Origin of the sequence: Dyadobacter sp. OTU695 (assembly GCF_038440355.1) — a bacterium.
GTDB lineage: Bacteria > Bacteroidota > Bacteroidia > Cytophagales > Spirosomataceae > Dyadobacter.
Window position 1 is genome coordinate 224,042 of record NZ_JASATN010000003.1, and the last position, 23,522, is coordinate 247,563.

The 23,522-nt window shown below is 48.0% G+C and carries 22 protein-coding genes and 2 tRNA genes; 15 read left to right on the forward strand and 9 right to left on the reverse strand.

Translation table 11 applies throughout. From position 1 onward, the window contains the following. Positions 1-21: 21 nt before the first annotated feature. Together AAHB90_RS08980 and AAHB90_RS08985 are read right to left on the reverse strand one after the other, a co-directional pair. On the reverse strand, positions 22-819 hold the full coding sequence (locus AAHB90_RS08980) for a (Fe-S)-binding protein (RefSeq protein WP_342084601.1): 798 nt from the start codon (positions 817-819) through the stop codon (positions 22-24). A 13-nt stretch (positions 820-832) separates the two neighbouring features. After that, positions 833-2,191 (reverse strand): (Fe-S)-binding protein, encoded by a 1,359-nt coding sequence (locus AAHB90_RS08985; RefSeq protein ID WP_342084602.1) that lies wholly within the window; start codon positions 2,189-2,191, stop codon positions 833-835. A gap of 224 nt (positions 2,192-2,415) precedes the next feature. Here AAHB90_RS08985 and AAHB90_RS08990 point away from each other — a divergent pair. Then, positions 2,416-2,488: transfer RNA gene (locus AAHB90_RS08990), tRNA-Phe, on the forward strand. Positions 2,489-2,725: 237 nt separating this feature from the next. Here AAHB90_RS08990 and AAHB90_RS08995 read toward each other — a convergent pair. Both AAHB90_RS08995 and AAHB90_RS09000 read right to left on the reverse strand, forming a co-directional pair. Beyond that, positions 2,726-3,856, reverse strand: coding sequence for a Fic family protein (locus AAHB90_RS08995; protein WP_342084603.1), 1,131 nt, complete (start codon positions 3,854-3,856; stop codon positions 2,726-2,728). Between the two features lie 177 nt (positions 3,857-4,033). Further along, a complete protein-coding gene (locus tag AAHB90_RS09000) occupies positions 4,034-4,270 on the reverse strand; it encodes a helix-turn-helix domain-containing protein (RefSeq protein ID WP_342084604.1) in 237 nt (78 codons plus the stop codon). 119 nt (positions 4,271-4,389) lie between these two features. On the opposite strand from AAHB90_RS09000, the gene AAHB90_RS09005 reads away from it, so the two are divergent. Beyond that, entirely contained in the window at positions 4,390-4,653 is a 264-nt protein-coding gene (locus tag AAHB90_RS09005; RefSeq protein ID WP_342084605.1) for a hypothetical protein, read from the forward strand. Between the two features lie 88 nt (positions 4,654-4,741). Here the strand turns inward: AAHB90_RS09005 and AAHB90_RS09010 are convergent, their stop codons facing one another. Then, positions 4,742-6,643, reverse strand: coding sequence for a T9SS type A sorting domain-containing protein (locus AAHB90_RS09010; RefSeq protein WP_342084606.1), 1,902 nt, complete (start codon positions 6,641-6,643; stop codon positions 4,742-4,744). A gap of 137 nt (positions 6,644-6,780) precedes the next feature. Here AAHB90_RS09010 and AAHB90_RS09015 point away from each other — a divergent pair, with 137 nt between their 5' ends. The 3 genes from AAHB90_RS09015 to AAHB90_RS09025 are packed head-to-tail and all read left to right on the forward strand — an operon-like array spanning position 6,781 to position 8,881. Further along, positions 6,781-7,431, forward strand: coding sequence for a hypothetical protein (locus AAHB90_RS09015; RefSeq protein ID WP_342084607.1), 651 nt, complete (start codon positions 6,781-6,783; stop codon positions 7,429-7,431). Beyond that, on the forward strand, positions 7,410-8,195 hold the full coding sequence (locus AAHB90_RS09020) for a sensor histidine kinase (RefSeq protein WP_342084608.1): 786 nt from the start codon (positions 7,410-7,412) through the stop codon (positions 8,193-8,195). The genes AAHB90_RS09015 and AAHB90_RS09020 overlap by 22 nt, the downstream gene beginning before the upstream one ends. Positions 8,196-8,212: 17 nt before the next feature. Further along, positions 8,213-8,881: a response regulator transcription factor gene (locus AAHB90_RS09025; RefSeq protein ID WP_342084609.1), complete on the forward strand. Its 669-nt coding sequence runs from the start codon at positions 8,213-8,215 to the stop codon at positions 8,879-8,881. Between the two features lie 14 nt (positions 8,882-8,895). On the opposite strand, the gene AAHB90_RS09030 is transcribed toward AAHB90_RS09025, so the two are convergent. Together AAHB90_RS09030 and AAHB90_RS09035 are read right to left on the reverse strand one after the other, a co-directional pair. Continuing rightward, positions 8,896-9,480: a hypothetical protein gene (locus tag AAHB90_RS09030; protein ID WP_342084610.1), complete on the reverse strand. Its 585-nt coding sequence runs from the start codon at positions 9,478-9,480 to the stop codon at positions 8,896-8,898. A 23-nt stretch (positions 9,481-9,503) separates the two neighbouring features. Then, complete coding sequence (locus AAHB90_RS09035) at positions 9,504-10,286, reverse strand: hypothetical protein (RefSeq protein ID WP_342084611.1); 783 nt, start codon at positions 10,284-10,286, stop codon at positions 9,504-9,506. A gap of 156 nt (positions 10,287-10,442) precedes the next feature. Between AAHB90_RS09035 and ubiE the strand changes: the two genes are divergently transcribed. The 4 genes from ubiE to AAHB90_RS09055 all read left to right on the forward strand — a co-directional run bounded on the left by ubiE (position 10,443) and on the right by AAHB90_RS09055 (position 13,621). After that, a complete protein-coding gene (gene ubiE / locus AAHB90_RS09040) occupies positions 10,443-11,165 on the forward strand; it encodes a bifunctional demethylmenaquinone methyltransferase/2-methoxy-6-polyprenyl-1,4-benzoquinol methylase UbiE (protein ID WP_342084612.1) in 723 nt (240 codons plus the stop codon). Then, the gene (gene porT / locus AAHB90_RS09045; protein WP_342084613.1) at positions 11,114-11,848 is read left to right on the forward strand and encodes a type IX secretion/gliding motility protein PorT/SprT; all 735 of its coding nucleotides are present in this window, start codon (positions 11,114-11,116) and stop codon (positions 11,846-11,848) included. Before ubiE ends, porT begins: the two co-directional genes overlap by 52 nt. A gap of 123 nt (positions 11,849-11,971) precedes the next feature. After that, positions 11,972-12,046 (forward strand) — tRNA-Val (locus tag AAHB90_RS09050). A gap of 444 nt (positions 12,047-12,490) precedes the next feature. After that, positions 12,491-13,621 carry a TlpA disulfide reductase family protein gene (locus AAHB90_RS09055; protein WP_342084614.1) on the forward strand — a complete coding sequence of 377 codons (1,131 nt, stop codon included), beginning with the start codon at positions 12,491-12,493 and terminating at the stop codon, positions 13,619-13,621. Between the two features lie 7 nt (positions 13,622-13,628). Here AAHB90_RS09055 and AAHB90_RS09060 read toward each other — a convergent pair whose 3' ends face one another. Continuing rightward, on the reverse strand, positions 13,629-14,762 hold the full coding sequence (locus tag AAHB90_RS09060; RefSeq protein WP_342084615.1) for an alpha/beta hydrolase: 1,134 nt from the start codon (positions 14,760-14,762) through the stop codon (positions 13,629-13,631). Between the two features lie 131 nt (positions 14,763-14,893). Beyond that, positions 14,894-16,051: a Gfo/Idh/MocA family protein gene (locus AAHB90_RS09065; RefSeq protein WP_342084616.1), complete on the reverse strand. Its 1,158-nt coding sequence runs from the start codon at positions 16,049-16,051 to the stop codon at positions 14,894-14,896. Between the two features lie 125 nt (positions 16,052-16,176). On the opposite strand from AAHB90_RS09065, the gene AAHB90_RS09070 reads away from it, so the two are divergent. From AAHB90_RS09070 to AAHB90_RS09095, 6 genes are all read left to right on the forward strand, one after another. Beyond that, complete coding sequence (locus tag AAHB90_RS09070; RefSeq protein ID WP_342084617.1) at positions 16,177-18,276, forward strand: bi-domain-containing oxidoreductase; 2,100 nt, start codon at positions 16,177-16,179, stop codon at positions 18,274-18,276. Continuing rightward, positions 18,273-19,205 carry a heparinase II/III family protein gene (locus AAHB90_RS09075; protein ID WP_342084618.1) on the forward strand — a complete coding sequence of 311 codons (933 nt, stop codon included), beginning with the start codon at positions 18,273-18,275 and terminating at the stop codon, positions 19,203-19,205. The genes AAHB90_RS09070 and AAHB90_RS09075 overlap by 4 nt, the downstream gene beginning before the upstream one ends. A 19-nt stretch (positions 19,206-19,224) precedes the next feature. After that, a complete protein-coding gene (locus AAHB90_RS09080; protein WP_342084619.1) occupies positions 19,225-20,187 on the forward strand; it encodes a heparinase II/III family protein in 963 nt (320 codons plus the stop codon). A 22-nt stretch (positions 20,188-20,209) separates the two neighbouring features. Next, complete coding sequence (locus tag AAHB90_RS09085) at positions 20,210-21,475, forward strand: glycosyltransferase family 4 protein (protein ID WP_342084620.1); 1,266 nt, start codon at positions 20,210-20,212, stop codon at positions 21,473-21,475. Between the two features lie 50 nt (positions 21,476-21,525). After that, a complete protein-coding gene (locus AAHB90_RS09090) occupies positions 21,526-22,146 on the forward strand; it encodes a thioredoxin family protein (RefSeq protein WP_342084621.1) in 621 nt (206 codons plus the stop codon). Between the two features lie 62 nt (positions 22,147-22,208). Continuing rightward, a complete protein-coding gene (locus tag AAHB90_RS09095) occupies positions 22,209-23,516 on the forward strand; it encodes a 4Fe-4S binding protein (RefSeq protein WP_342084622.1) in 1,308 nt (435 codons plus the stop codon). Positions 23,517-23,522: the final 6 nt, after the last annotated feature.

A 23,522-nucleotide genomic window follows, 5' to 3' on the forward strand; every position in this document is an offset into this window, starting at 1 on the left:
CATAGTTCTCGTAACTTTTGGCTACAAACCTTTTGCCTGTGCAATAAGTTCGGCAAGATCGTATACTTTCACGGACTGCTCTTTTTCCTTATTCTTGACGCCGTCGGTCATCATTACCATACAAAACGGGCACGCTACGGCAATCGTATCGGCACCTGTCTGCAATGCTTCCTCGATCCGCTCGATATTCACATCTTTTTTGCCGGGTTCAGGCTCCTTGAACATTTGTCCACCGCCCGCTCCGCAGCACAGCCCTTTTGCGCGGGAACGCTTCATTTCGACCAAATCGGCATCGAGAGCTTCCAGCACGTGTCTGGGCGCTTCGTACACATCGTTCGCGCGACCGAGGTAACAGGAATCATGAAAAGTAATTTTTTTACCTTTAAATGTCTCGCCGCCCTGCAAGCGGACACGGCCCGCATCGATCAACTGTTGAAGATATTCCGAATGGTGGAGAACCTCGTAATTACCACCCAATGCAGGGTATTCATTTTTAAGTGTATTAAAACAATGCGGGCAGGCTGTGACGATCTTCTTTACATTATACATATCCAAAACCTGGATATTCGACATCGCCAGCATCTGGAACGTAAACTCGTTTCCCGCCCTACGCGCCGGATCGCCCGTGCAGCTTTCCTCCGTTCCGAGTACGGCGAATTTGACACCGGCGCTGTTGAGTATTTTCACAAAAGCGACCGTCACCTTTTTGTAGCGGTCGTCGAACGAGCCGGCGCAGCCTACCCAGAACAGAACTTCGGGCGTCTCGTTATTCGCCGCCATTTCGGCCATTGTAGGCACTCGGTATGCAATCTCACTCATATTTAATGCTTTTTTATGACGCTGTTGAACTGCTTTCCGATCCACTGTCCGCTACTACCGATGCCCAATTGAAACGGTCGCTGGGCGAAAACTTCCATGGCGCCTGGTTGGTGTCAAGGTTCTGGAACATCATATTCCACGAACCCGGCGCATGCGCCTCGTCCATAACTTTATGCCTGCGCAATTGCAGAATAATGTCGAGCGGGTTGATCAGCACCGGACATTCCTGCACGCATGCATTGCAGGTCGTACATGCGAGGATTTCCTCTTCCAGGATATAGTCGCCGAGCAGACTTTTGTTGTCATTCATAAACTCGCCCTTGTTAGCCAGCATATTACGGCCCACTTCTTCCAGACGGTCGCGCGTGTCCATCATGATTTTACGGGGCGAGAGTTTTTTGCCTGTCATGTTCGCCGGGCAAGCGGCTGTACAGCGCCCGCATTCGGTACAGGAATAGGCATCCATCAGGTTTTTCCAGCTCAAATCCGCCACATCCTTCGCGCCAAACCGTTCCGGTACCGCCGCGTCGCCTGCCTGTGTTTCGAGCCCTAGCATGATTTTCACTTCCTGGGTGATCTCTGGCATATTCTTCATTTCGCCCTTGGGTTCAAGGCGGGAGAAATAGGTATTTGGAAATGCTAATGCGATATGTAAATGCTTTGAATAGGTAAGATAGACGGCAAAAACGAATATGCCCAGAATGTGAACCCACCACGCTACGCGCTCGTAGGCGATCAATGCGCTTTCGCTCCATCCTGCAAAAAGCGGTTTGAACCACTGACTAATTAAGAAATCGCCAGCGATCGGATAATGCGTGCTGCCAAGATCCTGCAATGCGCTGTCGGCGGCATTCATGCTGAGGATAGCTATCATTAACACGATCTCAAAAACCAGGATCAGCTTGCCGTCGAGCTGCGGCCATCCGTTCATTTCGCGATGGCGAGCCGGTTGGAAGCGTTTTACTTTCAGGATGCTGCGACGGATGAGGAAGATGGAACAAGAAATCAGCACACCCAGCGCAAGCAGCTCGAAAAAGCCAATCAATACACCATAAAAAGAACCTAAGGCGCGGGCAAAAAGCCGGTGCGTCCCCAGAATGCCATCCAGTATAATTTCCAGTATTTCAATGTTGATCAATATAAACCCGGCATACACGGCGAAATGCAGAAAACCGATGAGCGGCCTGTCGAACATTTTTTTCTGCCCGAATGCGACACGCATCATGATCGACAAACGCCTGCCGGGCTGGTCGGTACGGTCTTCATCCTTCCCGAGGCGGATCGTCTTGCCGATAATGCCGACCCGCTGGTAGATCAGCCAGGCTGCTGCTCCCAAGGCAGCTATAAAGATGATTTGCTGTATGATCGCCATAGCGAAACGGGCTGGTTTAGTATGCTTGCATACTAACAAAGTATGATAAAAATGTATTCCGACGCAAATGGTTTAGGGATAAAATGATAATCTGTCATTTTAAGTAAAAGATAATCAAGACAATATCAGTTTTGATAAAACTATTTGAGAAATATTTGATTAAAATATTTGCAAAGCCAAAGCAGATATCTATTTTTGCAGTCCCAAAAGGTACCAACTGAAACGGTGATGTAGCTCAGTCGGTAGAGCAATAGACTGAAAATCTATGTGTCGGCGGTTCGATTCCGTCCATCACCACAACCAAAGCCGCTACAAGTAATTGTAGCGGCTTTTTGTTGGAATGAATGCGAATTTGTATGTAGGCACTGTCTTCGAGTAATGCCAATTCTTCTCCTCGCATTAAAAGTTAACTAACAAATCGCTTAGTTTAGAAAATGCGTAAAAAACTAAACTAAAAAATCCGTTAGTTCAGCTTTAGGGCAAAAAACTGAACTAACGGATCTGATGATTTGGCTTTTTGGCCACTTCCCTAACCTAGCGGTGAGTCGTTTTAATGATGGCAGCGCTCTCCTGGTCACGTTTCAAACTTCCCACATTTATTAGCAGAGAAATCAGATCGTCATTGAAATAATAGTTTTCCTTGCCTAACTTTTTCTTGTGAAGGAGATCGATTTCACAAAGTGAATCCAAATATCGGGCGGCTGTTTTTCTTGCTACATTCAAATCCTTTTTCACGAACTCGATTTTGGTATAAGGGTGCCGAAACAAACTATTAATCAAATCCTGACTATACACCTTTGGCAACTCTGTCCTGATCTTCTGTTTGTGACTGGTCATCAGAACCTTAATGTCTCTTATCATATCCGATGTTTGCAAGGCTGTTTGCTCGACGGCATCCAGAATATATAAAATCCAGGGTTCCCATTGTTCCGTCTGACGGGTTTGTTGCAACAAGTTATAATAGGCAGCTTTGTTTTGATTAATAAACCGGCTTAGGTACAGGATAGGCAATTTGAGGAGGCCCTCTTTAACGAGGTATAGGATATTCACAATCCGGCCTGTCCGTCCATTACCGTCATAAAAAGGGTGAATGCTTTCAAATTGATGATGGATGATTGCCATCTTTATTACCGGATCGATGTCTGAAAGACTGTCGTCGTTGATAAAATGCTCTAAATTTCCCATGAGCGAGACGATGTCTACGTGATTTTGAGGGGGCATGTAGACGACTTCGCCTGTTTGTTCATTTTTCAGTACCGTACCTGGTACTTTTCTGAATCCGGCGTCATTTTCTTCTAGCAATGCCTGCAGTGTGATAATATTGTTGCTGGTGAGCAGGCCTGTTTGCTTTACCTGCTGATATCCTTCCAGTAGTGCGTGTGCATAGTTGTATACTTCTTTGGCGGCAAGGCTTACAAATTGATGTGCCTGACTGTCACTACTATACAACTCATCGTGCGTTGTTACGATGTTTTCTATTGCCGAGCTATCCTTAGCTTCCTGCAGTGCAAGCGTGTTGATGATAATGCGTTCATTGGGAATGCTTTCTGCAATACCATTCAAACCGGCCAAAGCTGCACGTGCGGTACTTAGCTTTTTAAGTACTGCCCTGGTTTCTATTTCACTGGAAAGAGGCAGTTGTGGTAGTCGTATCTCGCCGCTCATACTTCATGGGTCATTTTTTCAAATTTAGGGCTATTTCCCAACTAACGTGGGTCATTTTTTCGATTTTTGACCCACGTCTTACTGAACGTGGGTCATTTTTTCGATTTTTGACCCACGTGTTGGAGAACGTGTACCCGTTTTGGTAGCTAGCTGAAATTACTGAACTCTCGATTTCTATTAGAAATTCTCCATTATTTGATGTATCGATACGCCTAAGCCTTTGGCGATTTCTTGTAGATAAAAAAAGGACGGGTTGATTTTCCCTGCCTCAAGACGCTGTATCGATTGCTGATCCTTCCCTATCGCATGCGCAAGTTGCTCTTGCGTGATGTTTTTCACTTTCCGCAATTCTCGTATTCTAAGACCAAGACGTATTAGTAAATCATCCTTTTCCATGTCGACAATAAAGGACATGGGAAATTCAGACTAATAGCACAACGAATCCGTTGTATTTTGCTAATATTACTTATCTTTATGAATCTAACGAGGGAGTACCTACACAATATCACCACAACATTATAACCAACCACGCTATGAATTTCAAAATCATTACCATCCCCGAAACGCAAACCGAAGTATGTCTCCATCGTGACCGCAATGAAGAGGGAGAAGAAATTGTACGTATTACGGCACTTGTGATCAGTTTAACCGGGACAGAGCCCATGCTAGAGACAGTGGTGAGATTCGCTGATACCTGGTCAGCACAGTTTTTTGTGAATGACTATTCAGAGGCGTCGGCAAAGGGTTTTTTGAGACAGAGTTTGGAAGAGCAGGGGATCAGGCTGGGTGAAAATTAAGTACATGTTTATTCGTAACTGGCCTTGATCGAATAAAACAGCAAAAGCGGGCTCAACACCTGCTTTTGCTGTTTTAATGGAAGTCTTATCAACGAACAAAACGGTGTTGCTCCGACGTTCCGTCTTTCTTGAAAACCTTCAAAATATATAAGCCGGCAGGAAGGCTTTTAACATCTATAGTCTGTGCAGGGCGTGCACCGGAATCGTAGACAGTCTGAGCATTGGTATTGCTGATCTGCACTTTTTGGACGGTTTCCCAATTGTTGACGTCCAATGTAAGTTGTGCGGCAGAGATGGGGTTGGGATAGATGCGTGCGGCAGCTGTTTCGCCGAAAAAGATCGATTTGATACTGCTCAGTGCAAAACTTCCGTCGGTGTCGATCATTTTTAAGCGGTACAGGTTGTTCTGCCCGCTTACCGGTCGTGCATGTACAAATTGATACATTTTTTCGGCATTACTCTCGCCTGCGGCAGCCACTGAGCCCACTGCGCTCCATTGCTTACCATCGATGCTGTGCTGGACTTCAAATTCGCTGGAAGAGGTTTCCGAGGTGGTTTTCCATTGGAGCAATGCGGTGGTGCCTTCTTTCGTTGCGGCGAAGTTGACAAGCGTTACCGGCAATGGGTCGGTAGCGAGTCTGATGATCCAGAAATCCCCGTCGCCATTATTATTTTCAGATTTGTCGGGGCCTGCGTCTGAATAGGAATGTCCTCCTAATATATAACCGCGGTCGGCGGTCGGATGCACGCTGTAAAGCACGTCTTGTTTCGGACCGGCAAGTGACTTATCCCACTGGTAGGCGCCATCCGGCGATAATTTGGTGAGCCTATAGTCATAGTCAAAGTCCTCTTTGGGATCGAGTGCTAAAGACCAGCCTCCCAGCACGAAACCGCCGTCGAAAGTTATAGCCAGGGAAGTAAGTTCATCATACTGGCCGCCTCTGCCATAAGTTTTATCCCAAATCTTGTTGCCGTTACCATCGACTTTCACTACCCAGAAATCCCTGCTGGAAGGGGCTGTCCTGTCGGCCGACTTATTTCCGCTTATACCTGAATAAGAATCGCCGGCAACCAGATAATCACCCGATGGTATCTGGACGATACGCTTAAAGAAGTCGGAATTATCACCACCGAATGTTCTGTCCCATTCTTTCGCTCCTGATGATGAAAGTTTCAATATCCAATAGTCGGGTGGACCGAAGTTTGCCTGCGTTTTATCTCCACTGATGCCTGAGCCAGACATGCCACCAATAATACAACCCCCATCTGCTGTGAGCGACATGGCTCCGTTCATTTCATAGTCGCTTCCGCCATAGGTACGGTCCCATGCTTTGCTGCCGTTGGCGTTCAATTTAACGACCCAAAGATCAAAGCTTCCCCGCGAAGGTTCGGTCTTATCACCGCCGGCTCCGGAAAAAGAATCGCTAATGAAAATGTATCCGCCATCGGCGGTCTGACGTATTTCTTGTACGCTTTCGCCATCCCAACCACCCAATGTATTGTCCCACTCAATGCTGCCACTTGCTGATAATTTAACAATCCACACATCCTGGCTCAACGAACCTTTACTTTTATCGCCGCTCAAACCAGACTGTGAGGAGCCGGCAAGAATATACCCTCCATCCGACGTTTGCCGGATATCCGCGAGAAAATCGGCGCCGTTACCACCGATCGTTTTATCCCATTGCTTAACGCCGGAATCATTGAGTTTGATTAACCAGTAGTCGAGGTTGCCCTTAGAATTTTCGGATTTATCACCGGATGCATCGGAGGAAGACGAGCCGGCCACCATATACCCTCCATCGCTGGTTGGTATTACTTTCACTTGGTATTCATAGCCATTCCCGCCAATGGTTTTATCCCAAAGTTTAGCAGGCGGCTGTGCAGAAACAAATGTACCTGATGAAACAAAAAACAGAAGCAGCGCAATGGCATTAAGGAAAGTAAATACCGACCTGCATGGCCGGAGAAACCGTGTAGAAAAGAGCATAGAGAGAGTTTGGTGAGTACTAAATTTCAAATGTAACTAACTTGCACTAAGTCATCAATTATTTCCATATTTTCATGCTCGGTCGAACCTAATCCGGCGAGGCATTCAGCATTCCTGAATTTCATCAGACTAATACCATGCATTATTCCAGGGAGCAACTCATCGTGCTTTTCACGTACCTGCCCGTGCTTGTGGCGGCGTGGATGGCGTTAAGGAGGTATCGCGGGGCCGACCACCCGGTGAAACTGTTATGCTGGCTGATCTTCTTTGCATTGCTCATCGAGAGTATTTCGCGCATTTTCTGGTTTTTTAAAGTATCCAACCTATTTCTCTGGCCGATCTATATCACGGTAGAGTTCGGTCTGTTGACGTGGATATATAGTTTGGTGCTCGATCGGAAGTGGCTGATTACCCTGCGCGGCTGGATGCTGGCGGCGTTTACGGGCATCGTTCTTGTGCGCGAGCTGGGGCAGCCGGGGCAGTCGGTATGGATCGATAATGCGGGGCGGTCGATTGAGAGTGTGGTTGTGATTTTTATGGCCTTGGCGTATTTCTATAAAGTTTTTCAGGAATTGAAAGTGCAAAACCTGCTTCTCGAGCCTTTCTTCTGGGTGTCGGCGGGCTTACTGCTTTTCTTTTCAGGTAACTTCCTGATTTTCATATTTATGAATTTCATTCTGCTGTATTCTAAAAACCTGAATGATCAGATTTGGGTAATCCACGCGCTGATGAATTATATGCTGTACATTACTTATGCGATCGCATTATGGGTAGGCCGGGGGAAATAGAATTTGCGCAACTGCTTTTCGGCGGGATCGGCATTATGGTGATGATGGCGCTCACGATCGTCATTTTCGTGCTGCTTTACCAGCGGAAACTGCATTTCCAGCAAAGCCGTATGCATCAAATGGAGATGGTGCATCAGAAAAAAATACTCGAATCGATTGTGGCTTCGCAGGAGAATGAGCGTGAGCGTATCGCGCGCGACCTGCACGACGAGGTGGGCGCGTCGTTGTCGGCGGTCCGTTTGTTTGTGAGCCAGATACAGTATGAAAAGTCCCCGGAGGAAATGAAGGGCCTCGCTGCTCGTTCGGGGCAGATTATCGGGGATGTGGTGAAGGATGTGCGGCAAATCGCGCATAACCTGTCGCCGGTAATTATCGAGAACTTCGGTTTTGCCGGCGCCGTCAAAATTTTGCTGCGCAGAATGGAGGACGCAGGGATGCACATCCGTTGCGCGATCGATGATCCGGCAGAAGTGCTTTCGTCCCACCAGCAATTGGTGCTGTACCGCATTATTCAGGAGGTGATCGGTAATGTGGTCAAACATGCCGAAGCCAGTGAAATCGTTTTCGACCTTCATCATAATGGGTCGCAACTAAGCTTGATCATGAGCGATAATGGTAAGGGTTTCGATATGCGTTCGGGCCAAAAGGCCGCGGGGATGGGAATGAGCACGATCCGGACCCGGACCGACTTGTTGGGTGCAAAACTCGAACTGCATTCAGCTCCTGGCGAAGGCACCCGTTTCGAAATTGAAATGCCCGTTTAACATTTTCCCAAAACAAATTGAAACCGGTAAAAATAGCGATAGCGGACGATCACAAGCTGTTCCGTCAGGGACTAGGCCAGATTTTGTCCAGAAATGAAGATTATCAGGTAGTGCTGGAAGCCGCTTCCGGCGAAGAACTGTTGGAAGAGATAGGAAGCGCCGGACCCGATGTGGTGCTGCTGGACCTTTATATGAAGGGAATGGATGGAAAAGAAGTGGCCGGACTGCTGCTGAAACAGCATTCTGATGTGAAAATTATCATTCTGTCTATGAACTATTCTCCCGAGCACATATTGCAACTCATGCGCGTAGGCGTGCACGGTTACCTGCCCAAGGACATCGATCAGGGAATTCTAAATGAGGCTATCGAACAGGTTATGACCAAGGGGTATTACATTAATGACGACATTGCGCAGGTAATGCGGCAGGGATTGCAAGCGGGCGACATCCGGCCCTCCCGTAGCAAAGTCGCTATTCCTTCGTTGAATATCGGCCTCACCGACCGTGAAATGGAGGTATTGGCGCTCATTTGCAAAGGTTACAATACTGCCAAAATCGCAGATGAGCTGTTTATCAGTTACCGGACGGTGGAAGGTCATCGTAAAAATTTGCTGGAAAAAACCGGTGCTAGTAACTCAGTAAGCCTGGCGATATTTGCCGTTAAATATCATTTACTGGATTTCTAGACTGGTTACCAGTGTTAAACGCGGGCAAATACCCGTAAATCGGTAATGCGGTCGCGGTAGGTTTCGAGGAATTCGCAAAAGCGGGCGGCCTGTTCCTCCTGATAGGTGAGATCAGCCATTTGATCATATTCTTCGAGATAAACATCCCTGAAATCAGTGATGACATAGCGCAGGCTTCTGATCCCTTTCGTGCGCAACGCCGGGAGGTAAAAGTTCTGGTGGCTTTTAGCAAAACAGCCTTCGCGGTAATTTCCGGTGGTTTTAATGTCCACAGCCAGCATCTTTCCAATCACATCCACGTACCCGTAAATCAGGCTGTCGTTCAGCTGATATTCGCAGTATACCTGCGTTTTCAGCATCGGACGAGGCAGGAACGATCGTACTTTCGACAGTATTTCCGGGTCGAATGTTTCTTCGCCAATGCCTTTGATCACGGCATCTTCGAACGATACGCCACGAAACTGGGCCTCGGTTTGCGGCACCGGTACGCGGTTAATGCGGTCGAGTAACTCCTGCTCGCTGATATAGCCACGCTCAAACCGGTCGAAACAGCTTAACAGCGAAGGATAAAGTTTGTACTTAACAGTGGTAGAAATCATTAATTAACAATGTTAACTGGCATTCATCTTTTCCTTTGCCCCAAATGATATTGCAGCGATACAGCGATGAAACTGAATGCATCGTTTGGTGTTTCGCTGTAAGATTCACTTTCTTCCGGGTTAATTAATCGTCTGCCGGAAGTAGCATCCAGCTTGTCGGTCCGGACGAAATAAAAACGGTATTCCAAGGTAATTTTCAATTTTTCTAACAAAGCATAATCCACAGAAGTGCCGAGCGGGAGTATTCCTTCCCGTGTTTTTTTGATGCCTTTTGGTCCTTTGGGTAGTCCCCACCGGAGAAAAAGGGGGTTACGGGCACTTTGCCCGCTGTTGGTGAAGCGCAGCAGCTTGTTGTTGTCCAGGTCGAAAGCATTGGCGCTGAACCAGATTTGTCCTAATCCCGCATAGACGGCAACATGTACCGGCCCGGGCTCTCTTTCACTGAATTGCTCCGAGAGGTCCCATTTCACCAGACATTCCGCGCTGTTATATTCATTGACGAAATAGGAGTTGAAAAAATCCATTTTCTCTCCACCAATGCTTCCGGCGTTGTAATCGAGCTGAACGGCGAATTGCTTGCTGAATGACCTTCCAATACCGATTCCGACAATTCCGTGCATTGCCTGGGCATTCAGTTCTCCGTAAAACTGCGAAAGGCCGCACCGCAGGTTCAGAAAATAGGGTTGTGCTGCGCCGCGATCGTAACTTTTCTTGTCGCTGATGCCGTTTGACGAGCGGGAATGTGCCGACTGTGCGAATGTTATGCCGGTTATGGCACAGGCGACAAGGAGCAAAATGTAACGCATGGCTGGAATCGATTGGGACGAAATGTTTGTTCAGCCATTGATACGTACGCTTTTCATTTTGGTCACCTTTTGTAGAACCAATAAGATGCCCGCCTGCCATGCGATAACCGTAAATATCTGTTAGTTTTGCTTGTAGTTGAAAAATACAATATAAAGATGAGTGTAGTACCCTATAAAGATAAGGAAGGGACCAAACGGGAGCAGGTCGCAGAGATGTTCGATAACATTTCACCAAAATACGATCTGCTGAATCACGTCCTGAGTGGCGGTGTGGATATATATTGGCGCAAAAGGGCTATTAAGCTGCTTAAAAAGCAACAACCGAAAGTGATTCTCGACATTGCAACGGGTACCGGTGACTTTGCCATTGAAGCACTGGCGTTGAAGCCGGAGAAAATCATCGGCGTCGATATTTCAGAGGGTATGCTGGCTGTCGGTCGCGAGAAAATCGCGAAACTGGGTAAGCAGGACGTGATTAGCCTCCAAAGCGGCGACTCGGAAAGTTTGGCTTTTGCAGACAATTATTTTGACGCGATTATCGTTTCGTTTGGAGTACGCAATTTTCAGAATTTGCTGGCCGGACTGACAGAGATGAACCGCGTGATGAAGCCGGGCGGAACTTGTGTGGTGGTCGAGTTTTCGAAGCCTAAAAGCTTTCCGTTCAAGCAGATTTACAACTTTTATTTCAAATATATATTACCAATCATAGGGAAAACGGTCTCCAAGGACAGCGCGGCATACACGTATCTGCCCGAGTCAGTACAGGCCTTTCCGGACGGGGAAGCTTTTCTTGATATCTATAAAAAAGCAGGTTTCATAAATACCAAATGCATATCACTTACCTTCGGGATCTGTTCAATTTACGTCGGACACAAGTAATTATCGGCATCCTGGCGCTGCTCATGGCTGCGCAGGAAGCCCGGTCTCAGGGCATCGGGTATCGCCGCAAGCACCTCGAATATTACGACGACAAGCCGATCCATTACGGCATTCTTTTCGCGGTCCCGTTTACACGGTTCAATATCAAGCATAGCAACGACTTTGTGTCCAGGGACACGGCGTTTGTGATCCAGTCGCCTACCAATGCTGCATTTCGCATGGGATTTACCGTCAATGCATATCTGAACGAGCATTTCGACCTGCGCACGACGCCGGCGGTTTCGCTCTATGAACGACATGTCAAATTCAGCTATCCTAATGGCACCGATCGCACGGAAAAGCGCGAGTCGACGTGGATCGAAGTCCCGCTCTTGCTAAAATACAAATCGTTACGCCGGGTCAACTCGCGCATGTACATGGTCGCAGGTGTAACCTTGGGGATCGAGACGAACGTAAAACGCAACCGCGGCGGCGGAGCTACCGCCCTTAACACGAAGTCGAGCGACTTCTCGATCGACTATGGCATCGGCTATGAGCAGTTCTTCGAGTTCTTCAAATTCGCTCCTGAACTGCGTTTTTCACACGGATTAACGAATATGCTCGTGCCGGGAGCAAATTCTGTGGCCAACGGCATCAGCCGCATGCGTACACACACCGTGACGCTCTATTTGAATTTCGAATAACCGGTATTGGTTTTCAGGAGGTTAAAAAATATTTTAAATTTTTTTTCAAGAATATTTGCAGAGTTCAATTCAGTCGCACATATTTGCACTCCCAAACGACGGGAAAACAAAAGAAAACAAAAAGGGAGTTTAGCTCAGTTGGTTCAGAGCATCTGCCTTACAAGCAGAGGGTCGGGGGTTCGAATCCCTCAACTCCCACAGAAAGCATCGAGAAATCGATGCTTTTTTTGTTTGCCTTCGGCACTTGCCGTTGAGTTTCGAGCCCCATTTATCTCACGCGAAGTAATAAATCTTCCTAGCATTCGCATAAATTCCGCAAAGCAATAACTGAAAACTCCCCGTACCTTGTTGCCATGATTTCAATCAATTGGTTTTATGAAAACATTATTGCTGCCGGCATTGATGGGCATGGCATATTTACATCCTGTAATGCGGAGGATCGGCCGTTAGCTGATGAAAAATATCGCAACAAGAGGAAATACTGGAATTGGTAAAACGAGATGACGTTAAATGGTGTAAAAAAGGCGATTGCCAACGTGGTCCAGTATTTCAAGTAGCGCGAAACATATATAATTTAATTTTATATTTTGTTTTCTATAATAAAGTAGTTACAATTGCGAACCAACAAAATTGTAATGTGCTATGGAAAACAGTCGGATTTTTCGTGCCCTTTTCGGAATGGTAGGGCCGCTTTTGATGATAGTTATGGCGATTGCTTGCGGAACAAGCCAGGAAATCGTGGTGCGGGGTGATTTGAGAGGTACAGACACATTCCTGGAAGGCAAGACAGTCTACCTCGGCGATGCCGAAAGCCGCAACTTCCTGGATACCGCGGTTATTCGGGAAGGGAAATTTGAATTCAAGCTTAAAACAGGCAGCGACTTCGTTCCCTTCAGAGCGGCCATTGTTTTTGAAACCGGAAACCCCGAGTGGCCGCATCAGGTGGTTGGTTATAAAAATCCTTATTTCAAAAAAACGAGCGAAGTTAATTTCTACGCCGAAAATGGGGTAATGGAACTAAAACTCGATACTATCCGGATATTTACACCGAAAAACAAAGAGGTGTTATTTAGGATAGCGAAGGTTAACCGGCAAACCAGCGCACTATTCCACCATTACAATTTCAAAAGCGGTTCAAAGAATGTCGGGGATAACCAAGCTTATAATCGATCCCTCATCCAAAAGAATTCCAATTCACTGGAATTGCTGCGTATATTGAATTATAGTAAATCATCACTCAGTAACCACGAAGCCAAACATCTACTTTCATTTTTTGACCCTGAACTACATTCAAATCCGGGTTATATCGCTTTGAAGACTTATCTGAATTATGAAAACAAAAACGGTAGCGATTTCCCAATAGAAGTCGCATTGAAAACGACTGACGACAAATCAGTCCGGGAGGTACTCGTTGACTCATCCAAGCATAATCTGATCGTTTTCTGGGCAAGCTGGTGCGGCCCCTGCCGAATGGAAATACCGCAGATCAAGAAGCTTTACCATGATAAACGTGAAAAGTTGAATGTCGTCAGCATTTCTGTGGATAAGGATCAGAAAATGTGGAAAAAAGCAATGCAGAAAGAGCAGATGCCCTGGAAACAGTTCCTGTTGCCCGTGGGCGAAACTTACGCGATGCTGGACAAGAAATACAATCTGCAAACCATTCCCATTTGGGTACTCCTGGATGGCCACGGCAAGGTAATCGATCAGCATGTCGGCTACGACACCGGAGATAATGCTGTGGATTTGAAAGTGGCTGCACTTTTAAAATAAAGGTTTTCTAACGCGCAATTTGAATTATCCAGTCGGACATTTCTTTTAAAGCCGCCGGTGAAAACGTCTGCGTTATCCGCTGGTATTCGTCACTTGAACCTGTTTTGCATTCCTGAAAGAGGTGGTTCAGACCGGCTAACTGAACAAGTTTCACGTTTTTATTGCCGCTTTTTTGCGTTGCGGTTGCGATCCCGGCCAGGTTTTCCCTTGGAGGTACCTGATAGTCCTTTTCGCCATTCAAAGCAAGAATGGGACATGTCGATTTTTCTAGGGCAGGCAGCGGGTTGTATGTGAGAAGATACCGTGACCAGGGAGTCGCCAATAAGTTGATTGTTAAGTTCTGTGCTTGTTCCATAGTCATGTGCGGAGCCGCAAAAACAGACAAGCTGTCCGGGTTTGCTCTAATATAGCTTGTCAGCTTACTGCGTAAAGTTGCGGGATGTGTGGAGCTCTTAACAATAGCCAATGCACCAGCCAGGATCTTGCGGGATCGCTGAATTTCCGCTTCGGGAAATTTGAGTATCCTGTACAGTGTAACCTGTTGTAACAGCAAAAGGGTATCGAGCTGCACTGCCGGAGCCGCAAGCAGGATCATGAATGCGACATCCCCAGACCGGGCCGTGACCATTGGGGCTACAATACCTCCTTCGCTGTGACCGGCGAGTCCGATTTGCAGGGCATTAATCTCTTTCCGGGTTTTCAGGTAGGCAACTGCACTTTCGGCGTCGGTAGAAAAATCTTCGGATGTGGCAGTGGCGAAGTTACCTTGTGATTGATGGGTGCCTCTGTCATCGAATCTCAGGACGGCAATGCCGTGCCTGGTCAGGTAGTCGGCTATCACGAGAAAAGGTTTATGCCCGAGGATTTCTTCATCGCGGTTTTGCTGGCCGCTGCCACTAATCAGAACCACCGCAGGAAATTTTCCCTCGCGTGCAGGCAAGGTGAGTGTACCGGCGAGTTTTATCCTGGCGCCGGGGTTTTCAAAACTGACGTTTTCCTGATAGTATGGAAAAGGCGGCTTGGGCTCCTGCGGTCTCAGATTAACGGTTTCTTTGCTGAGAACGGACCGGTCAAGAAAGAAAACGAATGCAGTTATCGTCAATACGACTGCCGCCCATTCAAGTAGAGAGACTTTTTTCATGGCCAGGACCGGATTATGTAATGTCAAAAGGAGTTACATAGTGCGGTTTACTGGTTGGAAAAGGAAGTAGGAAAAAAAGGGAAGAAGGGGAGGAAGCTTTGCTCCATCTTCCCTTTCCTCCTTCCTCCCTATCAAATACGTACCTCAGTACCGCTTTCCGCCGAACGTAATCCGGCTTCCAGTACCTGAATGATTTTCAAACCATCCGCGAAGTCCGGTTTGATCTCCGTATCATTTTCAATCGCATCGAGAAAATCTACTACGGCGTGGACGAAAGCGTGCTCGTAGCCGATAATGTGCCCAGCAGGCCACCAATGGCCAGCGTAAGGATGGATCGATTCGGTGGCGAGGATGGTACGGAAGCCGTGTTCACCTTTCGTGTCTTCGTTGGAATAGTACTGCAACTCGTTCATGCGTTCGAGGTCGAAAACGAGGCTGCCTTTGCTGCCGTAAATTTCGAATGTAAGACGGTTTTTACGACCAGTTGCAAAGCGGGTAGCTTCAAATGAGCCTATGGCGCCGTTTTGGAACCTTACCATCATCAATGCGGCGTCTTCGACGGTGACTTCGCCCATTTCGTCTCCCTTCGATGCTCCCGAGAGGCTTCCGGTAGCGGTTTCGTCGGCGATAGGGCGTTCTTTGATGAAGTTCGCGGTCAGGGAAGAAACGGAAACAATGTCGCCCACGAGGAAATGCGCGAGATCGACGGCGTGAGAGTTGAGGTCCCACTGCGGGCCGGCCTTGGCAGTTTCTTTTTTAAGCTGCCACGTAAGCGGGAAAGAAGGATCGACGATCCAGTCTTGCTGGTAGGCGCAACGCCAGTGGAAAATCCGGCCGATCTTGCCTTCTTCGATCATCTTTTTGGCGAGTGCCACGGCCGGAGTTCTGCGGTAATTGTGATTGAGGTAATGCTTAACGCCGTTTTCCTGACATACTTTCAGCATTTCGGCTGCCTGGTCGCTGTCCATCGAAAGCGGTTTTTCACAGAAAATATGCTTGCCAGCTCTCGCCGAGGCTAATGCTACTTCATAATGCAGGTTTTGGGGTAATGCGATGTCGATAATGTCGATATCCGGCCTTTCGACGAGTCTCTGCCAGTCGGTTTCGGTCTCTTCCCAGCCCCAGTTTTCCGCAAATTCAGATAGCGATTCCTGGTGCCTTCCGCATGCAGCTTTCAGGACGGGCGTCGACGGTGTATCGAAAAACAGCGGTGCTTTTTTCCAGGCATTGCTATGCGCCCGGCCCATAAACTTGTAACCTACTATGCCGATATTGATCTGCTTTTTCATTCGGGAATTGGTATGATTAAGGATTGTATGCTATACAGGTTTGTCAAAATTATCAAATCTTGGTGATTGGATTTAATTCGTAAATTCCATCTCCCGACATTTACTCAAACTACACACTATATTTCATGAAGCAACTTGCCCAGAATCTCCGGACGGGAGAGACATTGTTGTTAGATATCCCCGTTCCGCTCGCCCGAAAGGGTTGCGTGCTCATTAAAAGCCGCAAAAGCCTCGTCTCCGCCGGCACCGAACGAATGCTGATCGAATTCAGCAAGGCCAATTTTCTTCTCAAAGCCAGGAAACATCCCGACAAGCTTCGTCTCGTGATCGACAAAATCAGGACAGACGGTTTCTGGAAAACCACCCGCTCGGTGCTCCGCAGGCTGGATCAGCTCCTGCCGTTGGGGTATTGCAATGTCGGGGAAATTGTGGCGGTAGGGGAGGATGTAGAAGGCTACACCATCGGCGAGCGGGTGGTGAGCAATGGCGCTCATGCCGAAATGGTATGTGTGCCGGTCAACCTCGTAGCCAAAGTCCCTCACAATGTGCCCGACGAAGAGGCGGTGTTCACAGTCGTGGGTGCGATAGGCCTGCATGGAGTTCGATTGCTCGCGCCGGCGTTGGGCGAGCGCGTAGCTGTGGTAGGGTTGGGATTAATTGGTTTGATGGTTGTTGACATCCTTCGTACGCAGGGTTGTGAGGTAATAGGAGTTGAACCCGATGAAGACCGACGGCGCATCGCGGAAGGAAAAGGTATTACAACCTTTAATCCGGCAAAATCCGCCGACAAATCGATCGCAGCGCAGTTCGGCGAAATGGATGGGGTGATTCTAGCCGCTTCCTCCAAATCCGGTAACATCGTTTCAATGGCCTCTGCGATTTGCAGAAAAAGGGGCAAAATCGTGCTCATAGGCGATGTTCCCCTGCATTTGAACCGATCTGACTTTTACCATAAAGAATTGACATTCCAGGTCTCGTGCGCTTACGGACCCGGGCGTTACGATCACGCGTACGAGGAACGGGGTATCGACTACCCGCTACCGTATGTCCGCTGGACGGAGAACCGCAATTTTTATGAAATTCTGCGGCTGCTAGGCAACGGTTCACTGGATGTAAATCCATTGATTTCCAGTATTGTCCCGTTGGAAAACTATTCAGACATCTATCAAAAAAATAGCCGCTCACTTGGAGTACTGATCGATTACAGCGGTGAATGTAAACCCGACAAAACGATCATTCGGAATCCGCGCAATGCATTTGTGGCGCAAAAGGCGGTGGCGGCCATTGTTGGTGCCGGAAATTTTGCCTGCATGACATTGTTACCCTGCCTTCGTGGCAAATGCATCAAATACATTGCCAGTTCCGGCGGGCTAAGGGCGGCAGAACTGGCAGCGAAGTACGATATCCCATTCATTGCCACCGATTACCGGGAGGTTTTGGCCGACGATGAAGTCAACCTGATCATTATTGCCACCCGGCACGACCAGCATGTTGCCATTGCGGCGGATGCCATCCGTGCGGGTAAGCACGTATTTGTAGAAAAGCCGCTTAGCATTGATCTGGTCGGCATTGAAAAAGTCAGATCGGCACTTGAAAAGGCCCCTTTTCCGGTCACGCTCACAGTAGGTTTTAACCGGAGATATGCACCGCATATTACCAGAATGCGGGAGTTGCTGGAAGGTGCCCCTATGAATGTAGTGATTACCGTCAATGCCGGGTTTATTTTGGGAAATGCCTGGATAGACGACAGTGCACGGGGTGGAGGGAGGCTCGTTGGTGAAGCATGCCATTTTATTGACCTGGTCGCCTGGATTGCGCAGAGCCACATTACAGAAGTTTGCACTAATGCATTGGCTGTCCAGGGCCACATGAGCTCCGCGAATGCAAGCGTGCTGCTAAGACTTGCGAACGGCTCTACTGGAGCAGTTCATTATTTTTCCAATGGCCATAACAGTTATCCAAAGGAAAGAGTCGAAGTACATTCGCTCGGGCGGACAATCGTTCTGGATAATTACAAAGTGCTGCGGGGATATGGTTTCGAAGGATTTTCTGAAATGAAAACGAACGCTGGTAAGGGCCATCGGGAGCAGTTCGACAGGCTGTTCGAATGTATTTCAAACGGTACAGGATCGATAATGCCTCTGGAAGACATTTGGAATTCAAGCCACGCGACATTAGCGGCGCGGGATAGTATGTGGACTGGCGGTTGGGTGAAAGTGCTATGAAAGCAGTGCGGTATCTGATATTACTCTGGCATATCGGCCGCCAAATGGGCTGGCGTTATGTGCTATTCCGTGCGGGGTATTGGTTGCAGGCGAAAACCGGCCTGCTCACCCTCCGTTTTCCGAAAGGCGCCACCCCAAAGTCATTTATAAGTATTCAGGAGTGGCGTAACCAGACACCAGCATTTCTCTTCGATCCCGATAAACTGAGTGTGCAAAGAAATGCAGGTATTACTGATTTGAAATGGCGGGTGGAACAAATAAGGACGGGGATGTTTCGCTATTTCAGCGGGGAATGGTTCGAAGTACCCGATTGGCATACTAACCCAATAACAGGCTTTGCTTATCCGAAATCACAGCACTGGTCAAAGGTTAATGACCTTTCGCCGAAAGCGGGTGATATCAAATATCTGTGGGAGAAATCGCGGTTCACATTTTTGTATGACCTCATTCGCTATGACTTTCACTTCTCGGAAGATCAATCTGCAACCGTCCTCGGACTGATAGCCGATTGGATCGACCATAACCCCGTAAACTGCGGTCCGAACTGGAAATGCAGCCAGGAAATAGCCTTGCGGGTATTGAACTGGACGTTTGCACTACATTACTATCGGCTCTCACCAACATTGAATCAGTCGTTACTGGACAGGATCCTTTGCAGCATTTACGATCAAATGCGTCATGTCGAATCCAACATCAGGTTTTCAGAAATCGCGGTTCGGAATAATCATGTACTCACAGAGGCGTTAGGGCTCTTTACGACCGGATTGCAGTTTCCATGTTTTCCGGAAAGTGAGCAATGGCGTACTCATGGAAAGCGCTTGTTCGAGCAGGAAATCTGCTCTCAGATTACCCCGGAGGGTACCTACCTTCAATTCTCGATGAATTATCACAGGGTAGTTATTCAATTGATGGCCTGGGGCAGAACTTAATGATGAGCGTTTTTCTGAAATGGTTTATAAGCTAGCCGATGCGTCTTTGAGGTTCTTACGAATTTGCATGGACGAAACAAACGGCCGATTACCTCATTATGGACACAACGACGGAGCGTTGTTCTTCCCGCTCTCCGAATGCGATTTTCGGGATTTCAGGCCTCAATTAATAGCATTGGAGTCCGTCCTGTATCATCTGAAAGATTCCGATCCAGTTTTGAATGAAGAAAAGGAATGGCTTGCAGCCGGACAGGCAATAGATACGGAAGAACAAATCGAAGCGATAAAGGATGGAGCTTTTAATTTCCAGGAAGAAGGTTACTACGTCGTTCGTGACGCTTCCACAGTTACATTCCTGCGCTGCGGAAGCTATCGCAGCCGCCCATTCCAGGCCGACAACAATCATCTCGACATTTGGGTAGGAGGTCGCAATATCCTGCGCGATGCCGGTACTTGGCTGTACAATACCGACGATGAATCGACCCGCTATTTCTCTGGCACGCGTTCGCATAACACCGTCATGATCGGAAATTTCGACCAAATGCAAAAACGGCACCGTTTCATCTGGACACATTGGGTCGTGAATGCAAAAGGCGAAGCGGGTTCTTCCAATGGAGCGTATTGGATTGAAGCTGAATTTGAAGGATTTCGACATGTTGGCAAGGGCATTGTGCATCGGCGCCGTGTCGTCAAAAAAGCAAATCAGCTGCATTGGCTGATTGAGGATTATGTGTTAAATGTGCCAAAAGGAATGCAAATCCGGCAGTTGTGGCATCCTGACGAAAAATTTGGGGAAGACTTCCGGATTGAAGCAACAGACGAAAAAGGCCGTGAGCTTCCGATGGTTTTTGAAAGAGGATGGTATTCTGAGGTTTACGGCAACAGGCAGGGATGTGATATTATAGTATTTGAAACTAACGAGAATCTTATACGGACAGTTATTGAAAGTGTTGAGTTAACAAATTCGCTTTACGTCATATAGCAGTGGGCAACCATATTCGCGCATGCAAATTCTACTCATTCACCAATATTTTCTCGAAGACGATGCCGGCGGAGGGTCGCGGTGGAACGAAATGGCGCGATTTTGGGTGAAGGAGGGGCATTTGGTGACGGTAATCGCGGGGGATGTACATTATATGTCGGAGAAACCGGGGAATAACGACGGTAGACGTTTTTGGATGAATGAGAGCAGCGACGGCATTCGGGTAATCCGTTGCAAAACATCCGGACGGTATCATCGCGGCTTTTGGGGAAGGCTTTGGGGCTACATTTCGTTTGCGTGGATGGCGGCCTATGCTGGAATAAGTTTCGCGAATGCTAACTATGACCGCATTATCGTGACGTCGCCGCCGCTCCTGGTGGGCATTCCAGGGGTGTTGCTCTCGAAGTGGAAAGGCGTACCACTGGTACTGGAAATACGGGATCTCTGGCCGGAATCAGCAATCGAGATGGGGCTTTTGAGGAATAAGTGGTTGATCAACCTGTCTTATAAATTTGAAAAATATCTCTATCGCCGCGCGAAGTTGATCAATGTGCTCACTCCGGCGTTCCGGGAGCGGCTGGTTCGTGACAAAGGCGTTGTGCCAGGTAAAATAATTATGATTCCCAATGCGGCCGATTTCCGCTGGAGCGAGCAGGCGCTGCACAGCGTATGCACGAACGGATTACGTGGGAAACTGGGCTTGGAAGGAAAATTCGTCATTATTTACGTCGGGGCCCATGGTGTGGCGAACGATTTAATGCAGCTCGTGGAGGCCGGTACCTTGCTTCGCGGTACCAATGCTCACTTTCTGTTGATAGGAGATGGAATGCAGAAAAGAATGTTGATCGAAGAGGTCCATTCCAGGCGGTTGACCAATATTTCATTCCTTGCACCCGTATCAAAAGAGCAAATATTCGAATATATTTTGATGGCGGATGTCGGCGTAGCGGTTTTGAAAAAAGCAGCTATTTTCAAAACGGTTTACAGTAACAAGACTTTTGACTACTTCTCCTGCAAAAAGCCCGTATTAATGGCAATCGACGGTATTTCCCGGGATTTGGTCGAACAGGCGGAAGCTGGGATGTTTGCAGAGCCGGAAAACCCTGCGGACCTGGCGGATAAGATTGAAATTTACATGAAAGACCGGGCGCTTCTCGCCAAACACGGTGAAAATGGTTACCGGTTTGTCCACCAGCATTTCGATCGTGAAAAATTGGCAAAATACTTTTTGGAATACATTGAAAATCAACTTGAAGTGACAAGGGAAAGTGCAATTTTTGATGACTAAAAAGTGAACTGAAAGCACCGTCAGAGGGTTTTCTAATAAATGAGAATCCTATGAGAAACGTAGCACATTTGTTCCCTGTATCCGTCAGAAACAGGGAATATACCTATTCAGCATATATGCATTTAATGGAAACGGTAGTTCAGGAAAACAGGACAACCGGGCCCAAACAATCCGAAGCACTGAGCCATTACACAAAGTTGAACCTGGCACGCATGCAGCGGCTCTATAAAACAGCAGCTATCCATGAGTCGTTGCGGGAGGCCATTAGCCAGGTCGACATTCCGCAAACCTGGTACATCCTCACGGAAGCCTGGTGTGGAGATGCCGCCCAGAACCTTCCCACGATCGTTGCCGCTTCGTTATCGAACCCTTTGATTACCGTCAGATTTCTGCTTCGGGATGAAAACCCTGAATTGATGGATGCTTACCTGACGAACGGCGGACGTTCGATACCGAAATTGATCGCTGTCGATGAAGATTTCAACGAGCTTTTTACTTGGGGTCCACGTCCGGCAGGCGCGCAGGCGCTCTTGCGGGAATACAAAGCCAATCCGGTGAAATCTTACAGCGAATTTTCGGAGGATATCCAACGCTGGTACATTGCCGACAAAACGGAATCGCTGCAAAATGAATTGCAGGAGCTTTTGGAAGCAGTCGTTGTGGATAAGTGAGTTTTTGAACCGTTTACTCTATATTTGTCATAGGGTAACCGCAATACCAACGAACAGGGATTTTGTCAGAATACTTTAAAAATATATCCGAAGGCATCAGTACGACCCTCACGGGCATGCGACTGACGTTACGGCACCTCTGGAATGCCCGTAAGAGCCGTAAACCCGGAGATATCCGCTCATCCAATTTCTACGATCAGCAGGATGGCATCGTAACGATCCAGTACCCGCTGGAAACCATTCCGATCCCGGACAATGGCAGGTACCGTCTGCATAATGAGATGGACGACTGTATTGTGTGTGACAAATGTGCGAAGGTATGCCCGGTCGACTGTATCGATATTGAGCCGATCAAGGCGGTGGAGGACGTCGGGCGTGCGTCAGACGGCTCACCAATCCGCCTGTATGCAGCGAAGTTTGACATCGATATGGCCAAGTGCTGCTACTGCGGCCTTTGTACGACGGTTTGTCCGACAGAATGCCTTACAATGACGAAGACATTCGATTATAGCGAGTTGGATGTGCGGGACATGGTTTACAATTACTCCAATCTCACCGAGGCACAAGCTGAGGAAAAGCGCATGCTTTTAGAACAGTTCCAGAAGGAAAAAGAGGCAATGAAAGCAGCCAAGGCTACCCCTGCGGCCGTACCCGCTCCTGCACAGGCTACCACAGCAGCCCCCGCGCGCCCGGTTTTCAAACCTACCATAAAACCCAAGCCGGCGGAAGAGCCCGTCGCGAAAGATAACAATGCCGAATCTGCCGAGCCGGTAAGTCCTGCACCAAAACCTGCATTCAGGCCGGTTATAAAACCGAAAAAGATGGATAAGCTACCGGCACAGGAATCCTCGCAAATCGAAAAACCTGTGGTTGAAACGCCTGCTGAGCCTGTTGAGAAGCCAGCGAAAGCACCGTTCCGCCCGACAATGAAGCCAAAGGCTGTTTCGGATGAAAATGTGGAACAACCGGTTTCTGAAACACCTGCTGAACCTGTTGAGAAGCCGGTAGCGAAAGCACCTTTCCGCCCGACAATGAAGCCAAAGGCTGTTTCGGATGAAAATGTGGAAAAACCGGCTGCAGAAACGCCCGCTGAGCCCGTTGAGAAGCCGGTAGCGAAAGCACCGTTCCGTCCGACGATGAAACCTAAGGTTGTTTCGGATGAAAATGTGGAAAATCCGGTTGCAGAAACGCCCGCTGAGCCCGTTGAGAAGCCGGTAGCGAAAGCACCTTTCCGCCCGACAATGAAGCCAAAGGTTGTTTCGGATGAAAATGTGGAACAACCGACAGCAGAAACGCCTTCGGAGCCTGTTGAGAAACCGGTAGCGAAAGCACCGTTCCGCCCGACAATGAAACCGAAACCCAAGGAATAGGCGATC

Bases quoted from the DNA above. Each gene is read 5' to 3' on its own strand.
- porT (WP_342084613.1), top strand. From the start codon at position 11,114: ATGCATATCACTTACCTTCGGGATCTGTTCAATTTACGTCGGACACAA.
- AAHB90_RS08985 (WP_342084602.1), bottom strand. From the start codon at position 2,191: ATGGCGATCATACAGCAAATCATCTTTATAGCTGCCTTGGGAGCAGCA.
- AAHB90_RS09020 (WP_342084608.1), top strand. From the start codon at position 7,410: ATGGGTAGGCCGGGGGAAATAGAATTTGCGCAACTGCTTTTCGGCGGG.
- AAHB90_RS09070 (WP_342084617.1), top strand. From the start codon at position 16,177: ATGAAGCAACTTGCCCAGAATCTCCGGACGGGAGAGACATTGTTGTTA.
- AAHB90_RS08995 (WP_342084603.1), bottom strand. From the start codon at position 3,856: ATGAGCGGCGAGATACGACTACCACAACTGCCTCTTTCCAGTGAAATA.
- AAHB90_RS09015 (WP_342084607.1), top strand. From the start codon at position 6,781: ATGCATTATTCCAGGGAGCAACTCATCGTGCTTTTCACGTACCTGCCC.
- AAHB90_RS08980 (WP_342084601.1), bottom strand. From the start codon at position 819: ATGAGTGAGATTGCATACCGAGTGCCTACAATGGCCGAAATGGCGGCG.
- AAHB90_RS09030 (WP_342084610.1), bottom strand. From the start codon at position 9,480: ATGATTTCTACCACTGTTAAGTACAAACTTTATCCTTCGCTGTTAAGC.
- ubiE (WP_342084612.1), top strand. From the start codon at position 10,443: ATGAGTGTAGTACCCTATAAAGATAAGGAAGGGACCAAACGGGAGCAG.
- AAHB90_RS09080 (WP_342084619.1), top strand. From the start codon at position 19,225: ATGGTTTATAAGCTAGCCGATGCGTCTTTGAGGTTCTTACGAATTTGC.
- AAHB90_RS09060 (WP_342084615.1), bottom strand. From the start codon at position 14,762: ATGAAAAAAGTCTCTCTACTTGAATGGGCGGCAGTCGTATTGACGATA.
- AAHB90_RS09075 (WP_342084618.1), top strand. From the start codon at position 18,273: ATGAAAGCAGTGCGGTATCTGATATTACTCTGGCATATCGGCCGCCAA.
- AAHB90_RS09035 (WP_342084611.1), bottom strand. From the start codon at position 10,286: ATGCGTTACATTTTGCTCCTTGTCGCCTGTGCCATAACCGGCATAACA.
- AAHB90_RS09005 (WP_342084605.1), top strand. From the start codon at position 4,390: ATGAATTTCAAAATCATTACCATCCCCGAAACGCAAACCGAAGTATGT.
- AAHB90_RS09065 (WP_342084616.1), bottom strand. From the start codon at position 16,051: ATGAAAAAGCAGATCAATATCGGCATAGTAGGTTACAAGTTTATGGGC.
- AAHB90_RS09090 (WP_342084621.1), top strand. From the start codon at position 21,526: ATGAGAAACGTAGCACATTTGTTCCCTGTATCCGTCAGAAACAGGGAA.
- AAHB90_RS09055 (WP_342084614.1), top strand. From the start codon at position 12,491: ATGGAAAACAGTCGGATTTTTCGTGCCCTTTTCGGAATGGTAGGGCCG.
- AAHB90_RS09000 (WP_342084604.1), bottom strand. From the start codon at position 4,270: ATGTCCTTTATTGTCGACATGGAAAAGGATGATTTACTAATACGTCTT.
- AAHB90_RS09085 (WP_342084620.1), top strand. From the start codon at position 20,210: ATGCAAATTCTACTCATTCACCAATATTTTCTCGAAGACGATGCCGGC.
- AAHB90_RS09010 (WP_342084606.1), bottom strand. From the start codon at position 6,643: ATGCTCTTTTCTACACGGTTTCTCCGGCCATGCAGGTCGGTATTTACT.